Below are 20,458 nucleotides of genomic sequence, written 5' to 3'. Positions count from 1 at the left end.
CGTTCAAACCTTGATCATGCGCAGAGCCATATAAGGTTTTCCCGGAAGCTCCACCTTGGTTGCCCCTCTGAACGTACCTTTCAGAGGCGTAACGGTCATGTTCCATGTATCGATAATCTCCATGCGGAAGGAAATGTCTTGCCTAAGCTCCACGTATTTGTACGCATGCTGATGGCGTCCGAAGTAGAGCATTTTATAGGTGCCCTCCTGCCCCGCTTTCATCCAGTCTGCAGGCCCTTCTTCCATGATTTTGCGCAAGAATGCGATTCTCTCCGTACTTTCTCCGTACAGCTTTCCTCCGGAGGATATCCAGGCTCTTGTCTCCCTGTCGATGAACGATTCCCCGTGCCCTACAAAGCCGCCTCGAGACAAACCTTCCCAAAACCGGTAAGTCAATTCCTCTCCGGAAATGTTGCCCCATCGTCTGGAGCTGTTGCCTTCATAAGAGATCTCGTCGATGACAATCGGCTTGGCAACCGCTTCCCGCCAACCTGTCGTCAGCTCCGCATCCCAGTGCTGAATGCTTTGATGCGTAATCCAGGGCTTGCTAAAATCATATAAGCTTGAGGATTTGTACATCTTCGTACCGTTATGGATCGAACGCAAATGCTGATACGGGTCATGACGCTGAGTCAATTGAAGCAGCCTATCCCAATTGGCGACCGTTTTATTTTTATTGAAATCATATTCATTGCACAGCGACCACCATACGTTCCGAAACGAAGCAAGCCGGGCAATCACATAGCGCAAATAAAACGCATCGGTTTCCGCGTCCATGTTATCGACGCCCCAATATCCCTTATCGTACGGGTGGAATATGACAAGATCGGCTTCAATGCCGAGCTGCATCAAATCGCTGATGCGTGTTTCCAAATGGGTGAAAAATTCGGTGTTGAATCGTGTTCTGTCAACGTCTTCCGGACACGTTCCGGCGAAGGCGAGCCTTAACGGAGGCTGCATATCCCTTGTAGGCAGAAGACACATCCTTACTTTATTGAACGGGGAATTCTTCAGCGTCTGCAGCGTGAGCTCCTCTAGCTCAACGCTGCGATGATGCGTCCAATGATAGCAAGTAGTGCCGAACGGCATATAAGGCGTTCCATCCTCATAAGCGAATAAATACTGATCTTTGACCCGCACGGGCCCATGGTTCCCTGCAGACGGCGGGACGCATACGAACTCGCCGGACTGTCCGTCAAGCTCGCTGCAGCTGCTGCGGGTCACATACCGCCAAACCCCCGGCCTGTCAGGCATGAAACGGACGCGATATATGCCGTTGCCGTCATAGAAGCCGTCAGGCTCGAAGATAAGGTTCTTGTATTGAAACCGTGCGGAGAACTGAACTTCTTGGAACGGGTTTCCTTCGGAGGGTCCGTTCAGCGACATTTCAAACTGACCCCATTGTTCCACTTGCCGTCCGTTATGTTGTTTAGCCATATGTTCGAGGGTCCACTCCTTTCCGTGGAAACTGATCGGCATTATTTGATTCCGGAATGCGCCATTGTGGCGATAACCTTGCTCTGGAATACGAGGAACATGATCAGGTTCGGCAAAAACAGGAGGAGCGCAGCCGCAGCTGCAGCGCCTTGCCTTGCCACGCTGTTCGCCATTCCGCTCGTTAACGTCTCCACATAGAACGGGAATGTTTTCATCGTTTCGTCCTGCATGTAGAAGGTGGACGTGCCTGCATCCTTCCACGCGGAATCGAAGGCGATAATTCCAATCGTCGCAACCGCCGGCATCAGCATCGGGATCACAATTCGGATAAAAAGCGTGAGCTCCTTGGCTCCGTCCATACGCGCCGAATCGAGCAATTCATCCGGCAGTTGGTCAATGAACTGCTTCATGAGAAACACGCCGGTCGGCACGGCGACGAGCGGCAAGACGTGGCCCCAGTAAGTATCGAATATGTGCAGCTTGCTAACGATCAAATATTTGGGAATTTCTACGGTTTCCGGTACGAACACGAGCGTCAGCAATATCGTTGCAAACACCAGCTTATGTCCGGGAAACTTATGTTTGGATATGGCATAGGCGCACATGGCGCTTGTCATGGTGATCAAAAAGACAGCCAATGCGGTGACGACCACGCTGTTGAACAAATAGCGGGAGACCGGAACCGCCGTACTTTTGGTCGTTGCCAGGAGCTCGGCAAAGTTTTGCAGCGAAGGCTCCCTTACAAAGATGTTAGGCGGATAGATGAAAAGCTCCTGATAAGGCTTGAATGCATGGTTGATAATATAAACGATCGGCAGCAGCATGAAGATGCTTAACACGACGAGCAGCACCGCCGCAAACATCTCAAACGGGCTCAGCCGTCGAATCCCCATGCTTCTGCGCCACGCATCCAGCTTTCGCAGCGTCCCTGCGACATTCATTTATTCGTCCCCCTTCGTACCGAACAGCTTCCAGCTCAGTTTTTGGGCAAAGTACACGATCGTTAGCAGGCAAACGGTCAAAGCCGTCGCATAGCCGAGTTCAAACCGTTTCAGGCCGTAGTCGTCAATATGCGTCGTGATCATATGTCCGGCATATTCCGGCGTCGGATTCATGCCGGATAGCGCTGTTCCGATGGAAGAAATTTGGATCGCGCCGACGATGGCCATGACTGCTCCGAACAGCATTTGCGGTTTCGTGGACGGTATCGTGATGTACCATACCTCTTCAAGTCGGCTGCGAATGCCATCCAGTCTGCCGGCTTCATACAGCTCGGGATTCACGTTCAAAATGCCGGCCAACATGCCGAGGAAACCGATCCCCATGCTTTTCCACAGCGATACAACAACCATGGAAGTCATCAAATGCTCTTTGCTCGTTACCCATGCCACCGGCTCGCTAATCAGGCTCATTTTCAGTAAAAAACTGTTCAAATAACCGATTCTGTCACTGGAGAGCATCGGCGTCCATATAATGCTCATGGCGACAAGGCTCGCCAAGGACGGGGTATACATCGCAAGCGTAAACCATTTGCGGTATACGCCGGGCAGGATCGAAATGAGCCAGGCCAGCATAAAGGCGCATACATATCCGCCGGACCCGACGATCAGCGCAAACGAGAGCGTATTCGGCAGCGCGTATTTGATCAAAATCAAATCCTGGGAAAGCATGTACCGAAAGTTGTCCCAACCGACAAAGCGCGGTGCTTCGACTGCGTTGTAATACGTGAAGCTAAGCGCTAGGGCGGACAGGACGGGAAGTAATATAAAAATGATGAAACAAATGAGGAATGGCGCGATGAATAAATACGAAACCCGGTACTCCCATAACGTTTGCAAAACCGACAGCATTTTGTTTTTTCGCATTTTGGCTGGAACAAGCGTTCTGGGAAGTACCTGCACATCACTTTTTAACATACTTATCCACTCCTTCCCACGGCTTCGTAATCACCGGTAAATTCAATGAGCGTACCAAATTTCCGTTCGTATCGATAAAATGAAACTCCTGCATTTTCCTTTTGACTTCCCTGTCGACTTCTTTGATGGCTGACTCGAGAGAAGTCCGATAGTTCTCCCCGCCAATTACGGTTCGGGTCCATGCATTCATCATCTCCCGCTCCATATAATAACTGCCGGGCACTTTGGCCACTTCACGGAACCATTTCCACTGTTCCAGAATGGCTTGCTTATCATCTTCCTTCCACGGAAGCTTCGCGAACGCATCGACATTGGACGTGTACCAGCGGAACGTTACGCCGTTGAGCGTTTCCAAGTCGGTTCCGTACCTTTCCTGCACATCTGCGGACATCCACCATTTCAGGAACTCCCAGCTTTCCTGCGGTTTCTTCGTGTGCTTGAAAATCGCCGAAGCGAACTGGTCTCCACCGTTGCCTCCTGTCCACCGGACTACGGTTCCATCCTCCTGCTTAACGCCGGGAATCGGAGCCACGCCCCACACGCCGTTCAGCTCCGGTGCGGCAACAGTCAATTGGAGATACGCATTCAAGTCAGCAACGCCGATCGGATACGAGCCGTTCCGGAAATGCTGGACGAAGTTGTCACTTTTTTGATCGATCCCGTATTTGTTTTGCAAATCGGTCCATGCCTTGAACGCTTCAAAACCTTTCTCCGAACTTAATCCCGTTCCAGAACCGTCCTGCTTGTAGTATTCAAGCCCATGCATTTGCAGAAATATGCTGTGCTCGACCGGGGTAAAGTTCATGCCGTTCTGCTGAAGAACCGGGAGCATTCGGTAAACGTCATCCCATGTGTCCGGAACGCTCAACCCGAGATTCTGCAAAATATCTTTACGGTAATACATGACGGAGAACGCTTGCGTCTCCGGAACGGCATAGTACCCTCCATCATAAAAGTAAGGCATCCACGCGCCTGGAGCGAACTTGGTATAAACTTCATCGAAGTCCGGGAATTGCTTGAGATTATAAATCCCGTTGCGAATCGCGTAATCAAACGGCGTATCGTGCGGCAAACCGATCCCGACGTCGGGAGCGATTCCGGCAGCATTCATGAATAAGAGCAGCTTATCATCCTTAAGGAGGTTTACCTTCACTTTGATTCCCGTTTGCGGCGTAAAAATTTCATCCGCCATGGTTTGCAGCAAATTGACGTAATCCCGTCCGCGGTTCATCCAAACATTAAGCACTTGATCGTCCGCAGTGCCTGACTTCTCATTGGTTTTAAAGGAATTAATAAAATTGATGAGCGATCCCTGGATCTTTTCCATAAAGGTAGCTTCCATCTTCGGCAACGGCTTATTTGCCGGAACGACATAGATACGGTCTAATTGAAGCGGTTGGGAGCTGAGCTGTTTGAGCAGTTCAGCAAGCTTGCCTTGCATTTTATTCATTCGGCCTGCATCGTACGGAATTTCATCCGGATATTTCAAAAGCGTTTCAATATCTTTACTGACAGTGACTAGTCCCTGGGATATCGCATCCGGGCGTCCGTTGATCGAAATCAACTGCTCCCTGGTTGCAGTAAGCTTATCGCTTAATTCCTGCAGTTGATCGACGAATCCGGGCAAATCTTTTTTGAGATCCCATGTCCGGTTTTTATCGTCAACGCCGCCGGTTAACGTACGCAGATCGGAGGACAGCTTAACCAATGTCTCGGTGGCTTCATCCATATCGGCAGCTATCGGAATAACGGGGGCTTGTGTGACACGCATTGAAATCGTATTGGTGCCTTTTTGCAAATAAAATTCGTACGGCACGCCCTGATCGTCGGCCAGCGCGACCCCTTTCCAGCCTGATGCATACGGGAACCGATACGCTTTCAGTTCGGCAAACGGCACATTGCCGTTGATCATAATCGAGCGGAATGATGCACGGTTGGAGACGAACGACTGCTGCTCGCGCACCGCGATCTTATAAAAACCGGTCTCAGGTGCATCAAAGCTCCAGCTGATTTCCTGATTTTTCGTCGACCAGTGAGTTCCGTCGATCGTATTGTAGCTGATTTTTCCGCGTACATAAGGGCTGTTGGCGATATCGTTGTCGAAGGCCAGCGTGATGGAAGAGTCGTTCTTCCACTCAACATGCTCCGCTTCGATCACAATCGGCTCGGCCTGTACGGGAGGTGCGTCCTTCGGCAGTCCGTTTCTTACGGTTAGATAGTCCGCCACAGGGACAGGCGATTTGAACGTGATCGATTCAAGTGCCATCGGATCGCTGCCGGACAAGCGAATTTTGTGTTTCCCGGGCGTCAAATTCCATAGCAGCGGATCCAAGTATGCGCCGGACATATCGCGCAATTCCCATGTGTGCCACCCTGATATGTCTACCGCTGCCGGACGTATTTCATCGCCGTTGTCATCTTTGACAATCGGAAGCTTATCCTTCCAATGACGATAAAGCTCAAGCGACTTGGACTCTATGAACGGAGACAAGCCGTCCACAGTCAGGCCCAGAGCAATCGGTTTGCGGTCTCTCGAATCCACGAACGGATGATAGGACATTTCAATCGCATAGAGTCCGCCTTGCGCGACATCCAGCTCGTATTCGACCCATTCGTCGCCTTTGGCGCTCCAAATCAATACGCCGTTCTTCCCGTTGTAGGTCCCTACAGCAGCGTTGGCGTTAGCCGATTTAGCGGCAAGTTTAGATCCGGAAATCGTGATGCTGCTATTATGATTGGCTTTGGCGCCATTTTTTTGCCACCCGTCAAGCACTTTAGCATAAGTAGGAATCAAATTTTTGGATGCAATCGTTGTATGATCAATGCTGCCGGCCTTGGAACCTGCTTGAGGCAGGGCGCCGTTGTTATCAGCCAGTACGGATAGCGTCGGGCCCAGCACGCATAAAAGCGCCAGCATGACGGATATCCATGCCCGAGTTCTTAATAACGCTTTCAACTCCATCCCTCCCGCTGCACTGCTTAGTACGACAGATTCTCCGAGGAATCTTTATCGAAAAACAGTGCTTTCTGCATATCTAGTGTTAAAACAAGCTTCTTATTGTCCTCAAAGAAATGATCGGCCTGAGCCCTGGCGATGAGCAGTTTCGGCATGCCGATGTCCAGATACAAATACATGTCCGCCCCCATCAATTCGTTCAACTTTTGAATCCCGGTAATTTGCGCATGGGGGTTTGCGTCACGGATGACAGGGTCCAGATGAATATTTTCACAGCGAATGCCCAGTATGACGTTTCTGTCGACCTTCTTGTGCTTTCTCAACATGTCCGATTGCAGGGGCGGAATTCTCAAAAAGTACCGATTAGTATGAAACTCGAGTAACCCTCCATCGCTCTCAAGAATTTTTCCTTCAATGAAATTGATCGGAGGCGTACCGATGAAGCCGGCGACGAACATATTTTTCGGATTGTTGTAAATCAGCTTCGGCTTATCCACCTGCTGAATAACACCGTCCTTCATTACCACAATGCGATGCCCCATCGTCATCGCTTCCACCTGGTCATGCGTCACGTACACCATCGTTACACCAAGCTGCTTTTGTAGTCCGATAATCTCCGTCCGCATCTGGACTCTCAGCTTCGCGTCCAAATTCGACAAAGGCTCATCCATCAAAAAGACTTGGGGATTACGGACGATCGCCCGGCCGAGAGCCACACGCTGCCTCTGACCGCCGGATAGCTGTCTCGGCTTTCGATCCAAAAAAGGCTCGATTTCCAGTATTCTCGATGTGTTTTTGACGGCTTGATCGATCTCGTTTTTCGCCATTTTCCTAAGCCGCAATCCAAACGCGATATTTTCATATACGCTCATGTTCGGGTACAAGGCGTAGTTCTGAAATACCATCGCAATGTCCCTGTCTTTCGGGGGCAAATGATTGACCAATTTATCTCCGATATACAGTTCTCCCGATGTAATATCCTCCAGGCCCGCAATCATCCTGAGCGTCGTCGATTTCCCGCAGCCGGAGGGACCGACCATCACGATAAATTCCCCGTCCTGAATTTCCAAATTAAAATCTTTTACAGCGTAAGCTCTTTCTTTACCAAAACGTTTTTCCACGTGGTTTAATAGAATTCGCCCCATTGCAGTACCTCCTATAGGTCACATCAATACTCGATTGATAACGGTTTCAATGCTCTTGTTCTTTTATTATACACCCCTCATTTGAACGCATTATAGGTGATGATTGCTTAGTTATAGGGGGAATCCTGCTTTCAGTTCTTCCAATTGCCGCTCTAACCAGTCGAATGACTTGCGACCGGACACTTCATGTTTCCCGGGAAATAAATCGACTTCAAATCTGCCCTTGACCCCCTCCGCCTCATAAATCTCTTGCAAAACAGCGGCAGCTTCTCTGACGGAGTCAACCGGAAAAAGCGGGTCTTCCATTCCCGATTCTACAAACAGCGCTCTCGGCGCAATCAATCCGATTAATTCCGGAAGATCTGCGTAAGGAAGAATCGCCGGCATATAATTGTCAATGCAGTGGTTCATCGATAATAAACTGCCTCTAAAAGTGCTCGTGAACGCGCAAACGACGACGGCCTTGATGCGTTCATCCAACGTGGAAGAGAGCGAGGCAATCAAACCGCCGCCGGAAAATCCGATAGCGCCGATCCGTTCGGGATCCACTTCATCCCTGGTCAGCAAATAATCGAGCGAACGGATAGCTTCTTGAATCCGGAGGCCTGCCAGCGTTTTGCCGTACATGAGCAGACGCGAGGCGAGAGCGAAGCAGGAGCTGTTCTTCCTCGGATCCTTGCCCGAATCGGCCGAAAGCCTGCGATCGCCGAAACCGATAATTTCGGGGGCGATAACGACCATGCCCCTTCGCACAAGCTGCAAGGCGTAATGCTGATGGATGCCCGGCTCGCCCTCATCGGCGGTTCCATCCGGTCGCAATCCGACGATCTCCCTGCTGCCGTATCCGTGTCCGTGCCATGCAAGCACCGCCGGCGCTTTTCCATCGAGCCGGTGCGGAATCAGCACGTACGCGGGCATCTGGAGATGGGCATCGGTCTGGTAGACGACCCGTTCCAGCGTATAATCTCCCATATCCTGTCGTTCCAGCACAATCGGATTCAGGTCTGCCGATGCAGGATTGAAATTGAAATTTCCCAATGTTTCGATTAGCTTCTGGCGCAATTCGGCTTTTCGCTCGTTCCATGCTCGCTTCGGTGAAAGTCCCGCTTCTTCGCTCGCGTTTCTATACACATGTTCCAAATACGGATCCGGACACCACAAACGCTCCATCCCCCTTCATTTTCTTCCGCATAACAAAAAAAGCTGCTCCATATCGATGGCCAGCTCCATAAATTAACAAGAAATTTCTGTTTCGTCGAGCTCCTGGAAGTTTTGACGATATTGCCTTGGCGTTACCCCTGTTTTTTTACGGAAAAGGGCATGGAAAAACTTCATATCCTGATAACCCACCTGATTGGCGATCTGATAGATCGGGATATCGGTAGACTTCAACAGCTCACAGCATTTTTGGATGCGTATGTTTTGCAAATATTGCGTAAATGACAAGCCGGTCGATTTTTTAAATAAACGTTGAAAATGGCTGGCACTCAAAAAAAAGTAATCCGCCACATCCTGAACCGTAAGGTTATGCGTATAACGGGATTTGATGAAATGAACGACTTCATCGAACATCCGAAACGATGCGGTCTCCGTTTCATTAATCATCTCAAACCGCTGAAGCATTACCAGCATCTGGATCAGAAGAGCGGTTAGAACCGTCTCGAACCCTGTGCTTTTTTTTAAATATTCTCTGTACATGTTCTGAACGATCAATGAGAAGGTGTCGTGCTTATCCTGGAAGTGCAACCATCGCTCTGAGCACTTGCTTGGATCATGAATGGTATGATAGGTTACGGAATCTTGCTGTAGAAGATACTTCCATTTTTCGAGCAGTTCAAGACGGAAAATGCAATTATAAATGACTAGCATTTTATCCTGCTTCGGAGAGGATGGCCGAAATACGTGTGAGGTACCGATCGGTATGACGAACAAATCCCCCTGTTTAACGGATATAACCTGATCTTCTATGTAGTGGTAGCCGCAGCCTTCTCCAACGAAACTGATTTCAACGAAATCGTGGGTGTGCTGCAGCGTTGTAAACGATTCCAATTCACGATTCAAGAAAATATCCATATCGTCTTCAAAGAACTTATCGCCGCTTAAATGATCGATTCTCCCATTCATAACCGTCACCCTCTTGAACAAGTATTTGTGATCTGGCGTATTCATGTACATGAATCTGAAGCAAATCGGGGAAAGCGGGAACCCGCAAATGCGCGTCCCCTGCTTCATCATAACAAAGTGGCTATTGTCCCTCTCTTAGCCATTGTACCGGCAAACGAACGTATTTGATTCCTTTACGCAAATATGAAAAAGCAAGATGAATGCTGCCGTCGCGAGTCGTAATGATCGAAGGATAGGAGTAACCGACTTCGGTATCCTTATACTCCAGATCCGCCATCTGGACATTTCTGAAATACGGCCATGTTTTTCCTTCGTCTTCCGAAATGGAGACGGTAAGCGGCGTACGCAGCGGTTTTTTACGGAATTCCCCTTTTCTTTGGACCCACCGGAACTGATCGCGCTCCATCGTAGAATTGTTATAGATCAAAGCAAGGTGGCCATTCTGTAGCTTGACGAGCTGAGTGGAAGAATTGTTGTTCGGCAGATCGCTCTTGGCAGGAACCGACCAGGTCTTACCATGGTCTTGGGAAACGCTCGTATAAATCCGGTCCGCCTGACGGCTGCGGAACATCGCAAAGAGCGTACCGTCGTCCAATTCCACAACGTTCATCTGAACCCGGTGAATGCTGCCGGGCACTTCATATTCCTTCCACGTCTCACCCCGATCCGGGCTGATCAAAACTACACTGAAATGACCTTCAAGTCTGCAATAATAGGCCGGCAGCAGCCAGTCGCCGTTCTTCAGCACAAGAGGAGGATGCCGCAAAAAGATTCCCGGTCCGTCAGACAAAACCTCTGCGGCACGCCACGTAACCCCGCGATCTTCCGATATTCGATAAACGATCCTGGACGTTTTCTGATTGTGGGGTTCGTTCGACGTATGGAAGAGCCAAAGGTTTCCGTTTGGCGCTTGGAACAGGACAGGATTTTGCTCGGACCTCTCAAGGTCGTCGGATAGTTTGACCGGAGACGACCATTGGCTCGCCCCGGCCGGTAATCTCGACATGACGACGTTCGTATCGGGATTCCCCTCCCCGCTGCCGGAAAACCAAACGCACAGCAAATCTCCATTGTCTAACTCCAGCAAATTGGCCGCATGATTGTCATTCGGATGATAAGCTGGAAGGTAAGCCTCCTGAATCTGCGTATCCGTTCCGACCCGGGAGACGACACCATTAAATCTATTCATGATAGGATCGCACCCTTCTTATTTGCTAGTTCCCGCAAGGGAAGCTCTATTCGGCAAAGCGTATCGTTCGAGAAAACAAGTTCACCGTCCACATACAGACGATAGCCTTCTTCAAGATCCTGCAGATCCGGCAGCACATTCGGATTTCTATACGTAATCCGGAATTCCGAACCGGCCGCCTTCACACGCTCCAAACAAAAGTAATCCAATCCTGTATCAAGCGGGTCCAGCACGATTCGATCCGATTCAATGCTGAGACCGGCCACATGCGTAATCACCAGATCGATATAGAACGAATGATTGTATTCCTGCTCATCACTTAAAGGTTCGCCCGTTGCGCTATTGTAATGCTCGACTAGTCCGGGCTGGCTAAGGTCTCTTTTCATGAAATGCAGGAATGAATATTCACGTAATGCATAGGCAAAAAACGAGTCGTATTGATGATCGCTGCGCTTACTCTCCTTAGCGAGCGCGTCGAGCGCGATCGAGTTCGTATATGGCCAGGTTGGGCCATCCCACACACAGCCGTTGCGTCCTTTCACGTAATGGCCCATCCAGCCCCCTTCTTTCGAATAGGCAGGGCAATCGGCGGAGACGGACGGAAACGGACACTTCGTACGAAACTCGCGTTCATTGAACAAATGCCCGATCATCCCGTTATATTGTTCGTCAATAATTTGCGCCCAGCCCGGATAGAAGCCGACTATATTTTTAACGAACGCTTTCTCGTCGGTCTGATAATGGAGATCGTAAAAAAATTCAGTCTCCTCATCCCACATTTTCTCGAGAATGTCCCTTTTGATACGCTTGGCCATCCGGTGGTACACATCCGCTTCCGAATCGCCGGCGACTTCGCACATGTTGGCAACAGCCAGCGTATTCAAATAATGATACACGGTGCGATCCACCCTTTTCAGATGCGTATACGTTTCTTTATCCTTCGGGTTTTTAGGGAAGTTATGAAAATACCAATAACTCGGCTGGTATTCTTTTCCCGTGCGCGTATGCTTGTATTCGATCATCAGATGATCTTTTTCGCTCCCATGTATGCGATTACATTCTGCGATTTGTGTTTTGAACGAAGGAAGCAGTTCGGCCACCATATCCCGGTTGCGGTGCACCAGATACAGTTGGTAAGCGGCCCAACAGGAAAAGTTGGCGAACGCATGCATCACCGTGTCGACCGTCAGGCAGCAGAATTGCCCGCCTTCCCCCGGAGACGCCGCCATATTGCGAAGCGGACCTTCGCCGTATAACGGATCGTGGTACCATCTGGCATCCATAATATGAAGAGGCACGGACAAATTGATGAGCTTGCTGAACTCCCAGCCCCCTTTGCTGAAGGGCTCCTTGCTTTTCTTATGGGATCTTCCTTCATAAAACAACGGATAGGCCAAATGACCGTACTGCGGATCGGCCAAGTTGTGCCGAAGCAAAAACCAGCGATAGATCCAAGTCTTGTTGAGCAGCGGGTCGCTACTGGTAAATACGGGAGCGTGATCAAACCATTCCTGATATTCCTCGCTCTGTTTGTCGATGATCTGATCCGCTGTCCATCCGCGCTCGGCGTAATCGGCCGCCCGCTCATGCAGCATACCGATGTCGTCCTGGCCGGATATGCCGAATGCGGCCGACACGATGAACGTACCGGATTGCCCCGGTTGCAATCGCAATTCCTCGAAAAGTGCCGGATCGCTAACGGCAATTGCTCCCGCAATATCGAAGCTGTAATGCTCGATGTGAAAAAGGCCTTGCAAATGATTTCCGTTGCGCTCTTGAAACGTTTCAATATACGTGTTTAATCGCAACACAAGTTCTTCATTGCTGCGGTTGGTCCAGGTTTGACATGAAACCGCACAATCGTTCCAGGCAATGAATTTCCGTTCCGTCAATGAAAGCCGATGATCCGTATATTCCATGCGCAAGTGGCTCGGATACCATTCGGTTCGACACGGTTCGAAGCTTTCCGTCAAATTATTATCTATCTTGAACAGTAAGGGTAAATTAACTTTGTGAATAAAATCGAATCTTCCGGAAAATCCGGGCACAGGATCCAAATAATCCGCCCACAACCTTGCTCCTGTCGAACCGAGCAGCAGAGCGCCGGGGTGCGTTCGAAGCGTTTTCCTTCCCGCATGCAGTTGTTCGTCCAATCGATTGGCAGTCAGCATGAATTCGCCCCCTTCCAAATTTTGTATTGGATGCAACTCTCATCTTTATGTCATTATATAACACTATCATGAGAGATTCGTGGTCTTTTTTTACTAAAATATAGGTCAATCCTGCTCAATCGCTCAGCAAAATATGCTGGAAGGCAATGCGTTCCCTTTTCCACGTGTAGGTCATATACAGGTCTAAGCCGCTCGCGATGATGGCCGGATACGAATACTGTTTGTCCCCTTCATCCAGCAGCAGCTCGCTGTCCCAAGTTAGGCCATTGTCCCTGGAAAGGCGCATGACAAGAGGCGTTCTCGGCCCCTTCTTCTTCCCGGTTTCCGGACGAGTCGGATTATAAACGAGCGCCAGTACGCCGTTCTCCAGCTTCGCCAAGTCGATTCCGCTGTTATTGTTGGGCAGCTCGGTCGGATAAGCTTGGCACCACGTTCTTCCGCCATCCGCCGAATCGCTGCGGTAGATCGCGCCTTCGGTGCTGCGAGCGAGCATATGCACGATTCCCGGCTCGGACTCCCATAAGGTAGGCTGAATGATGCCTTTTCCCGTCAATGCGGTGCGATCCAGCGGGACAGTTTCGCTGCGGGTCCACGTTTCGCCTCCGTCGAACGAAAGGTCGACGAACGCATCCCAAGCCGGTTCGAGCGACGCAGGGGCGACAATGGTTCCGTCGTGCAGCACGATTGGCTTGTTTTTTACAGGACCTCTGCCTCCTCGGTCGCCTTCAACCAAAGGAACCGGTGGCGTCCATGTGAACCCGTTGTCCGTAGAACGCATAACCATCGTTACCCATTCGGCAATGGAAACACCGACTTTATAATATAGAAAAAGAATGCCATCCCCCCTGCGAAACAGGACGGGATTCCAATGGGGAATGTCCTCCTGGTCGGCTGCTTTCACTGGTGATGTCCACCCGCCACCCACCCTGCGCGACATCCAGATCGCAACGTCTCCGGCTTTCTCCTTCGTGCCGCCGAACCATGCTGCGATGATATCCCCGCCAGGCAGCAGCTCAAGCGTGGAGGCGTGACAGCTCGGAAAAGGTCTGTCCTCTTCAAAAATAAATTCCTTAATTTGATTTGCATATCTCATCATATATCGCTCCTTGGGACAATTTCATAGCATTGTCCCGCTTTCGTTCCTAACGTAATGGCGTTCGGTTCATTCTTCTCCATTCGGATGCCGCATCCGTCCTGAAGCACTTGCACCGGCTCCGCCGTAAGCAAGCGGAGTTCCTTACCGGCCATCGATGTGATGCGGGCGCGCAGCAGCTTGCCGCCCTCCCATTCGATGTCGACTTCGAAGGCTCCGCGCGCGCGCAGCCCTTTCACGCTGCCGCCCTTCCATGCCTGCGGCAAAGCGGGGAGAAGCTGGATAACGCCGCCATGGCTTTGCAGCAGCATTTCGGCAATTCCCGAAACACCTCCGAAATTGCCGTCAATTTGGAAAATATCCATCTTCACTTTCGGATGCCGATGCGCATTCATCATGTTCGGGTGCAAACCGGCAAGCAATTCATTCAGGAAGCGGTTCGCTTCCTCCGGCGCTCCGAGCCGTGCCCAGAAGTTGATCATCCAGGCGCAGCTCCAGCCTGTATGCGCTCCGCCGTGTTCCATGCGGCGTTCGAGCGTTCTCCTGCAGGCAGCGGCAAGTTCGGGTTCGTCATGACGCGTAATTTGGTCCAGCGGATGAAGTGCGACTAAATGCGCGATATGACGGTGTCCCGGTTCGAATTCCTCGTAGTCTTCATCCCATTCTTGAAGCTGACCGTATTTTCCGATGCGAAACGGCGGCAGCTGCGATAACGCTTGCTCCAATTGCCCCATGAACGCACGGTCCGTGTCCGATAAAATGTTGCCTGTCTCCAAACAGTGGTCAAACAAGTCCCTGATGAGCGCCAAATCCATCGTCGTCCCTTGCGTGACGCTGCTTTTTTGCCCGTCAGGGGCGATAAAGAAATTTTCCGGCGACGTGGACGGGCAAGTAACCAAGCTGCCGTCCTTTGCTTCAACGAGCCAGTCCAGAGCAAACAGTGCCGCTTCTTTCATCGCAGGGTACGCCTTTCTGAGAAATTGCTCGTTTTGGCTGAAATCGTAATGCTCCCACAAGTGCTGGCACAACCAGGCTCCGGCCATCGGCCAAAACGCCCAACTCGGCGATCCGCCGACAGGCGTCGCAGTTCTCCATAGATCGATGTTGTGATGAGCCGTCCACCCTCTGCATCGGTAATGGACGCTGGCCGCCTTACGGCCGGTGCTCCGCAGGTCTTCGACCAGGTCAAACAGCGGCAAGTGGCATTCCGCAAGATTCCCCACTTCCGCCGGCCAATAGTTCATTTCCACATTGATGTTTGTCGTCCAGCTGCTGCACCACGGCGGCCGGATTTTGTCGTTCCAGATACCTTGCAGATTCGCCGGCTGTGTGCCGGGACGGGAGCTGGAGAGCAGCAAGTATCGTCCATACTGGAAAAATAGGGCGGCAAGACCGGGATCCTCGGCGCCGTTCTTCACCGCTTGAATGCGGGCATCCGTCGGTATGCCTTCATAATCCGGACCTCCAAGATCGAGGGAAACCCTGCCGAAGAGTGAGGCGTGATCGCGTAAATGCTGCTCCTTCAATCGGTCGTATCCGATCGCAGCTGCATTCGCCAGCCTTTCTTCGCAGAGCTCGCCCGGCAGCTTGCCGGATACGGCCGGATCCTGGTCGAAGCCATTGTAGCTGGTTGCGGCGGCCAGTAGGAAAGTGATTGTTCCCGTCCCGCTGACACGTATGCGTCCACCGCTGACTTCCACTCTGCCCTTATCTGTGATCGCGAGTAGTTGAAGGTTAAAACCGATTCCTTCCCCTTCGGCATATTGAACGGGATCGTGTGATTTGACCGTATTGGGCATGATATGAACCGGGCAGCGTCCGGATAGCGTCACCTGATTCCATGACGTTTTGTTGACTTGAAATTGCAGCGGACTATGCAATACGGCGGTCACACCGATGTTACGCTCGCTATGCAAGCGGACTGCCATGACTTGATAGGCGGCCGATACGAACAGCTCCCGCGTATAGGCAGCATCATTTAGCCGATACTGCATGCGTGCAATCCCTTCTTCCAGGTCCAGTTCCCTGCGATAGTCCGAGCCGCCGCCTGCCTCATCGAAAATGAGCTCCAAATCCCCAAGCGGCAAGAACGATTCGATCTCTTGCCCTTCCATATGCCGTTCGATGATCTCCTCCGCCTCGGCGTACTTGCCCGAAAAGATCAGCTCGCGCACATGATCCAAATGATTTGCCGCTTCAGCGTTGACCGTTTCCCGCGGTTCTCCCGACCAAAGCGTATCCTCGTTCAATTGAATGCGTTCCCGGTCCATGCCGCCATATACCATCCCGCCGAAACGGCCGTTGCCGACGGGGAGCGCTTCGAACCAGGACCTGGCCGGTTGCGCATACCACAGTGTCATCCTTTTATCGGACATCCTGTTCCCTCCAGTTTCACTCGTACAACCAATCCAAGGTGTCGATGCCGTCGTTTTTATGTTCAACATCACGTGGCCGCACATCCTGATCGGCTGGGATGACGCCCAATATCAGATACGCCCCTTTGCCGAAATCCAGCGTATGCCGTCCCGTTTCATATTGAAACGCGTGGATATTCACCGATGGGTAGGCATACAGCCGAAGCCCTTTGCGCAATACCGGCGCATAACCGCCCCGGTCATCGGCATGCGTGTTTTCCTCCAGGCTTGGGACTTGCAGCCACTGCTCATCCTTCGAGTTGAAATAGCCGATGAGCACTTTGGACGGCTGCTGCAGCTCGATATCGACCGCTAAGCCGTTCAGGCCAGCCTGCCTTTGACTGAAACGGATGCCGGTCAACCCGTTTAATTCCTCCGCACAGCCGACGATGTGAATGTCGCCATCCGTGAACACTTCCATCCCTTTCTCTACACGGTACACTTCCGCATTCGCAGACAACAACTTAAACGGCGCCTCCCGGTAAGGAACGATCGGCGCTTTGGCATTCTTCAAAGCTTCGGGCAGCGTGCCTGACTTCAGCTCGTTCAGATGCGAACGGAAGCTGTTCAGCTCCGCTTCGTAAACCGGTAAACAATCGGTCCAATGCCTGAAGTCGAGACCTCCCCGAATCGGCACCTTCCGCTGCGGCGTCTGCATACTGTTCGCGAACATATACGTTTTTTCCGTAAGCGCCGTCAGCTCCCGATAACCGGCCAAGCTTTGCTCCAGCTGCGCATCAGCCTCTTCCAGCAAATCGAGCCGGTGAAAATATTCCCCTTTGACCGAATGCTTATAGGTTAAAATGAGGATCGCCGCCCGGACTTTATGCGCGTAAGCCTGCACCATATGGCGGATTGCGGCCATATCGCCGGCAAGCCGCTCGAAATCGTCCCGATTGCGGGTTACAAGCGTGCGCGCGCGCTCGATCGCCTCCACCGCTTCATCCGCATGTCTTTGAGCATCGGCGATAATATCCGTCGGCGTCTCTCCGACGTGAGGTTCGCCGACCAACTCCTTGACGACATATTCCTCCAGCCGTTCGCCCTGCGGCGACTGGGATTCCCACAAATCCGGCCACGGCATATGCCGTTCGGGATTGGTGAGCTGGCTCATCGTCATCCCGAGGCTCATCGTTTGACGATTGCCCTCTGTAATGCCGAATCTGCGCAGCAATTTGGGCGCGCATTCACCCGAGGCTTCGTAAGCGTCCAGTATCGCTTCGCCGGCCTCCCTGCCGCCGAAACGTTCGCCAAGCGTTTCGGCCCAGTAGTGCCGCTCGGCTTCCGGATCGCGATCCGGATTCCACGCATACCGGAACCAGGCCGCGAACCAAATCCAATCGCGATCCAGCTGCCGAAGACGCGGTTCCGCACGGTCCGGCGCATACGGCCAATCCCAGAAAAACAGCGGATACAAATGGAGTCCGCTTGCCTTCAGCCTGTATTTGGCCGCCTGCATGCACTTTTGAATAAACGAAGGAGCACCGTAACGGAAAGGCTCCAGATTGGCCAATATATGCACATTCACGATATGAATCGTCTGCAAGGAACCGAGACGGTTATGCGTCTCCTGCCATTTGCCCCGGGGCGTGTACGTCGTTAAAGATTCTCCGTTGTATTTGGCCTCCGTGTACAAGTTCGGGTACAGCGGCAGCGCAGCCTCGATAACCTTTTGCGGCTCGATGGCATGCGAACGCAGAATAATCGGCGGCTTTTCCTTCACGTTCGAATCCTGCAGCCCTTCCAAGAGGCCTGCAATAATCGTTTCGTTAAACCATTCCACGCCGTAAATTTGTCCCTGCAGCGCTTCGCCGAGACACACCATCATCCCCGCGTTCGGGAACGATTTGACGAAAGCGGCGATCGATTTCTTATAGTAATCGCTCGTTATTGGCAGCGGCTTCGGCTGATGCAGCTTCAGACCGTGCTTCTCGGCAAAAGGCAGCGGGATATGAATGTTGTAAAACTTCAATACGACCCATATCCCACGGCGGTCGGCTTCTTCCGTGAGCCATCGGAACGTCTCCGCATTCAGGGCTAACTCTTCTTGCGTGACCTCCAGCGCTTCCGGGTAATCTTCAAGCTTGACCAGGGAAGAGAAAGGATGGCCGGACCACAAGTAGACGACATTGCACCGCTGCTCCACCATCATGTCGAGGAAATCCCGCCACAAGGCCCGATCGTAAAACCACGGAAAACGGCCCGGCGTAATCGGATACTCATAAGTCTGGCGAGGCGGTTCAACCGTCGTTTTTTGGAGTCCGATCGCCGGTCCCCGCAATGAAAAGCGCGGCGCATCCCCATAAGCGATGTCACTTGGCAGCTTCCGAGCGGCACGGACTCGATGCGCAAGCTCCAGGCAGCCGTACAATACGCCTGAATCGCTCCCCCCGGAAACCGCCGTTAAGCTTCCCGGGCAGGAGGCCATATAAAATCCCTCCCCCTCCGGAGCTTCCGTATGGTACAAAAGGACGTCACGCTGTTCCAATTGCTGTAACAATTCCGATTCGAGGCGGTTTCCAGCATATATTTTCAATCCCGGCACCGAACGGTAGTTGTCCCACGTCCATGGCGCTTCTGCCTCAAGCACGGTATAACCGCAGTCCTGGAGCGCTTCTTTTAGCAGCCGAATGCCGTATTCCACCCGTGGTGCGGGGTTGCGGTCGTAGCCGAGCGTAATGGCTTTCATCGCAGCATAGGCCCCCCCTTCAAAAACAACTCGATGACCGGCACCGCAACGTCCGGCCTCTTCACAGGGAGCGACAAGACCAGCGTGCTCTCGTCTCTTCCTTCTTTATAAGCCCCATTGTCGATACCGCTTTCCACATAACCCTGCTTAAACCGGATTTCGGATGCATCGTTCAGCAGCTGCGCATATTCCACTTGGCCTGCCATACCATGCAGGTGGATACTTTTAAACGGCCAACTATATACATGCACATACAAACGGTTTGTCTCCGGGTTGTACGTCAGACGGCAATCTTGCGGACACTCGACCGATTCCGGAGCCTGTGTACACCCATAAATCGACCGGCTGTGGCGCTTCATCCAATCGCCGATTCCTTTTAAACGATCGATAGAGCTTTCGTCAAATTCGCCTCGTCCGGTCGGACCAACGTTCAGAAGCAAATTGCCCCCCTTGCTGACGACATCAATCAGCATTTTGACCAGCATATCTACGCTTTTCCATGATTCCTCGTCGCGGTAATACCCCCATGAACCGCTGAACGTATTCGGCGTCTCCCAGACGACGCGCTTACCGTCGATCTCAACCCACTTGGTCGGTATATACTGCTCGGGGGTCGTAATATCGCCGCCGATTTGCAAACGATCATTCAATAAAACGTCCGGCTGCAGCGAACGGATGAGTTTGATCAATTCCCCGCTGCCCCAATCGTCCTTTCCTTTACCGGGCAATCCGTTTTCATCAGGAAACGAAAAATCGTAAAACAACAGGTCCACTTTGCCATATTCGGTCAGCAATTCCTTCGTTTGCCCATACAAATACTCGCGATAAAGAGAAAAATCCTTATTGGCGCTATCAGCGACCGCTTCCGGATCGAACCGCAACGGGTGCTTGGTATCAATGGTGTAATGCGGGTGATGCCAATCGATGAGCGAATGATAAAAGCCGACTTTCATGCCCCGTTTGCGGAACGCCTCGGCCATCGGTCTGATCAAATCCCGGCCGGCCGGCGTGTTCGGCGCTTTGTAATCGGTCAGCTTGCTGTCCCATAAGCAAAATCCTTCATGGTGTTTAGTCGTCGCCACCGCGTATTTCATCCCCGCATCGGAAGCGAGCTGCGCCCACAAATCCGGATCGTACAAATCGGGGTCGAATTTATTAAAATATTTGCTGCGGTATTTCTCTCCGCTCAATCTCTCCCGGGACTGCAGCCATTCATGTCTCGCCGCCAGCGAATACAGCCCCCAATGGATAAACAAGCCGAACCGGTCATGCGTAAACCATCCGCTGTCTCCGTTTGTTCGTTCCACCTCGAATGTCATTAGCT

Annotated in this window: 13 protein-coding genes; all 13 read right to left on the bottom strand. The window is 51.8% G+C overall.

The annotated features are described in order from the left end of the window. Positions 1-3: 3 nt before the first annotated feature. The gene (locus ICC18_RS00685; RefSeq protein WP_188172461.1) at positions 4-1,437 is read right to left on the bottom strand and encodes a DUF5605 domain-containing protein; all 1,434 of its coding nucleotides are present in this window, start codon (positions 1,435-1,437) and stop codon (positions 4-6) included. A 41-nt stretch (positions 1,438-1,478) separates the two neighbouring features. After that, on the bottom strand, positions 1,479-2,378 hold the full coding sequence (locus tag ICC18_RS00680; protein WP_188172460.1) for a carbohydrate ABC transporter permease: 900 nt from the start codon (positions 2,376-2,378) through the stop codon (positions 1,479-1,481). After that, a complete protein-coding gene (locus tag ICC18_RS00675) occupies positions 2,379-3,302 on the bottom strand; it encodes a carbohydrate ABC transporter permease (protein WP_223192288.1) in 924 nt (307 codons plus the stop codon). It abuts the gene before it with no gap. Between the two features lie 37 nt (positions 3,303-3,339). Further along, the gene (locus tag ICC18_RS00670; protein ID WP_188172458.1) at positions 3,340-6,315 is read right to left on the bottom strand and encodes an extracellular solute-binding protein; all 2,976 of its coding nucleotides are present in this window, start codon (positions 6,313-6,315) and stop codon (positions 3,340-3,342) included. Positions 6,316-6,332: 17 nt separating this feature from the next. Continuing rightward, positions 6,333-7,454: an ABC transporter ATP-binding protein gene (locus ICC18_RS00665; RefSeq protein WP_188172457.1), complete on the bottom strand. Its 1,122-nt coding sequence runs from the start codon at positions 7,452-7,454 to the stop codon at positions 6,333-6,335. A gap of 111 nt (positions 7,455-7,565) precedes the next feature. Then, positions 7,566-8,624: a dienelactone hydrolase family protein gene (locus ICC18_RS00660; protein WP_223192232.1), complete on the bottom strand. Its 1,059-nt coding sequence runs from the start codon at positions 8,622-8,624 to the stop codon at positions 7,566-7,568. Positions 8,625-8,687: 63 nt separating this feature from the next. Continuing rightward, positions 8,688-9,578: an AraC family transcriptional regulator gene (locus tag ICC18_RS00655; protein ID WP_188172456.1), complete on the bottom strand. Its 891-nt coding sequence runs from the start codon at positions 9,576-9,578 to the stop codon at positions 8,688-8,690. A gap of 121 nt (positions 9,579-9,699) precedes the next feature. Next, positions 9,700-10,767, bottom strand: a complete 1,068-nt coding sequence (locus tag ICC18_RS00650) for a sialidase family protein (RefSeq protein WP_188172455.1) — start codon at positions 10,765-10,767, stop codon at positions 9,700-9,702. Beyond that, positions 10,764-12,938, bottom strand: a complete 2,175-nt coding sequence (locus ICC18_RS00645) for an MGH1-like glycoside hydrolase domain-containing protein (RefSeq protein ID WP_188172454.1) — start codon at positions 12,936-12,938, stop codon at positions 10,764-10,766. The genes ICC18_RS00650 and ICC18_RS00645 overlap by 4 nt, the downstream gene beginning before the upstream one ends. Positions 12,939-13,053: 115 nt before the next feature. Next, on the bottom strand, positions 13,054-14,034 hold the full coding sequence (locus ICC18_RS00640; protein ID WP_223192231.1) for a sialidase family protein: 981 nt from the start codon (positions 14,032-14,034) through the stop codon (positions 13,054-13,056). Further along, positions 14,031-16,406, bottom strand: coding sequence for a glycoside hydrolase family 95 protein (locus ICC18_RS00635; protein WP_188172453.1), 2,376 nt, complete (start codon positions 16,404-16,406; stop codon positions 14,031-14,033). The genes ICC18_RS00640 and ICC18_RS00635 overlap by 4 nt, the downstream gene beginning before the upstream one ends. A gap of 16 nt (positions 16,407-16,422) precedes the next feature. Then, a complete protein-coding gene (locus ICC18_RS00630) occupies positions 16,423-19,134 on the bottom strand; it encodes a hypothetical protein (protein WP_188172452.1) in 2,712 nt (903 codons plus the stop codon). Then, complete coding sequence (locus ICC18_RS00625; RefSeq protein WP_188172451.1) at positions 19,131-20,453, bottom strand: alpha-L-fucosidase; 1,323 nt, start codon at positions 20,451-20,453, stop codon at positions 19,131-19,133. The genes ICC18_RS00630 and ICC18_RS00625 overlap by 4 nt, the downstream gene beginning before the upstream one ends. Positions 20,454-20,458 lie beyond the last annotated feature (5 nt).

The sequence above is a fragment of the Paenibacillus sedimenti genome, from assembly GCF_014534655.1.
Taxonomy (GTDB): Bacteria; Bacillota; Bacilli; order Paenibacillales; family NBRC-103111; genus Paenibacillus_E; species Paenibacillus_E sedimenti.
Note: the sequence above shows the minus strand (reverse complement) of the source record. Positions and strands in the feature narration are given on the sequence as shown.

Bases quoted from the DNA above. Each gene is read 5' to 3' on its own strand.
- ICC18_RS00685 (WP_188172461.1), bottom strand. From the start codon at position 1,437: ATGGCTAAACAACATAACGGACGGCAAGTGGAACAATGGGGTCAGTTT.
- ICC18_RS00680 (WP_188172460.1), bottom strand. From the start codon at position 2,378: ATGAATGTCGCAGGGACGCTGCGAAAGCTGGATGCGTGGCGCAGAAGC.
- ICC18_RS00675 (WP_223192288.1), bottom strand. From the start codon at position 3,302: ATGCGAAAAAACAAAATGCTGTCGGTTTTGCAAACGTTATGGGAGTAC.
- ICC18_RS00670 (WP_188172458.1), bottom strand. From the start codon at position 6,315: ATGGAGTTGAAAGCGTTATTAAGAACTCGGGCATGGATATCCGTCATG.
- ICC18_RS00665 (WP_188172457.1), bottom strand. From the start codon at position 7,454: ATGGGGCGAATTCTATTAAACCACGTGGAAAAACGTTTTGGTAAAGAA.
- ICC18_RS00660 (WP_223192232.1), bottom strand. From the start codon at position 8,624: ATGGAGCGTTTGTGGTGTCCGGATCCGTATTTGGAACATGTGTATAGA.
- ICC18_RS00655 (WP_188172456.1), bottom strand. From the start codon at position 9,578: ATGAATGGGAGAATCGATCATTTAAGCGGCGATAAGTTCTTTGAAGAC.
- ICC18_RS00650 (WP_188172455.1), bottom strand. From the start codon at position 10,767: ATGAATAGATTTAATGGTGTCGTCTCCCGGGTCGGAACGGATACGCAG.
- ICC18_RS00645 (WP_188172454.1), bottom strand. From the start codon at position 12,938: ATGCTGACTGCCAATCGATTGGACGAACAACTGCATGCGGGAAGGAAA.
- ICC18_RS00640 (WP_223192231.1), bottom strand. From the start codon at position 14,034: ATGATGAGATATGCAAATCAAATTAAGGAATTTATTTTTGAAGAGGAC.
- ICC18_RS00635 (WP_188172453.1), bottom strand. From the start codon at position 16,406: ATGTCCGATAAAAGGATGACACTGTGGTATGCGCAACCGGCCAGGTCC.
- ICC18_RS00630 (WP_188172452.1), bottom strand. From the start codon at position 19,134: ATGAAAGCCATTACGCTCGGCTACGACCGCAACCCCGCACCACGGGTG.
- ICC18_RS00625 (WP_188172451.1), bottom strand. From the start codon at position 20,453: ATGACATTCGAGGTGGAACGAACAAACGGAGACAGCGGATGGTTTACG.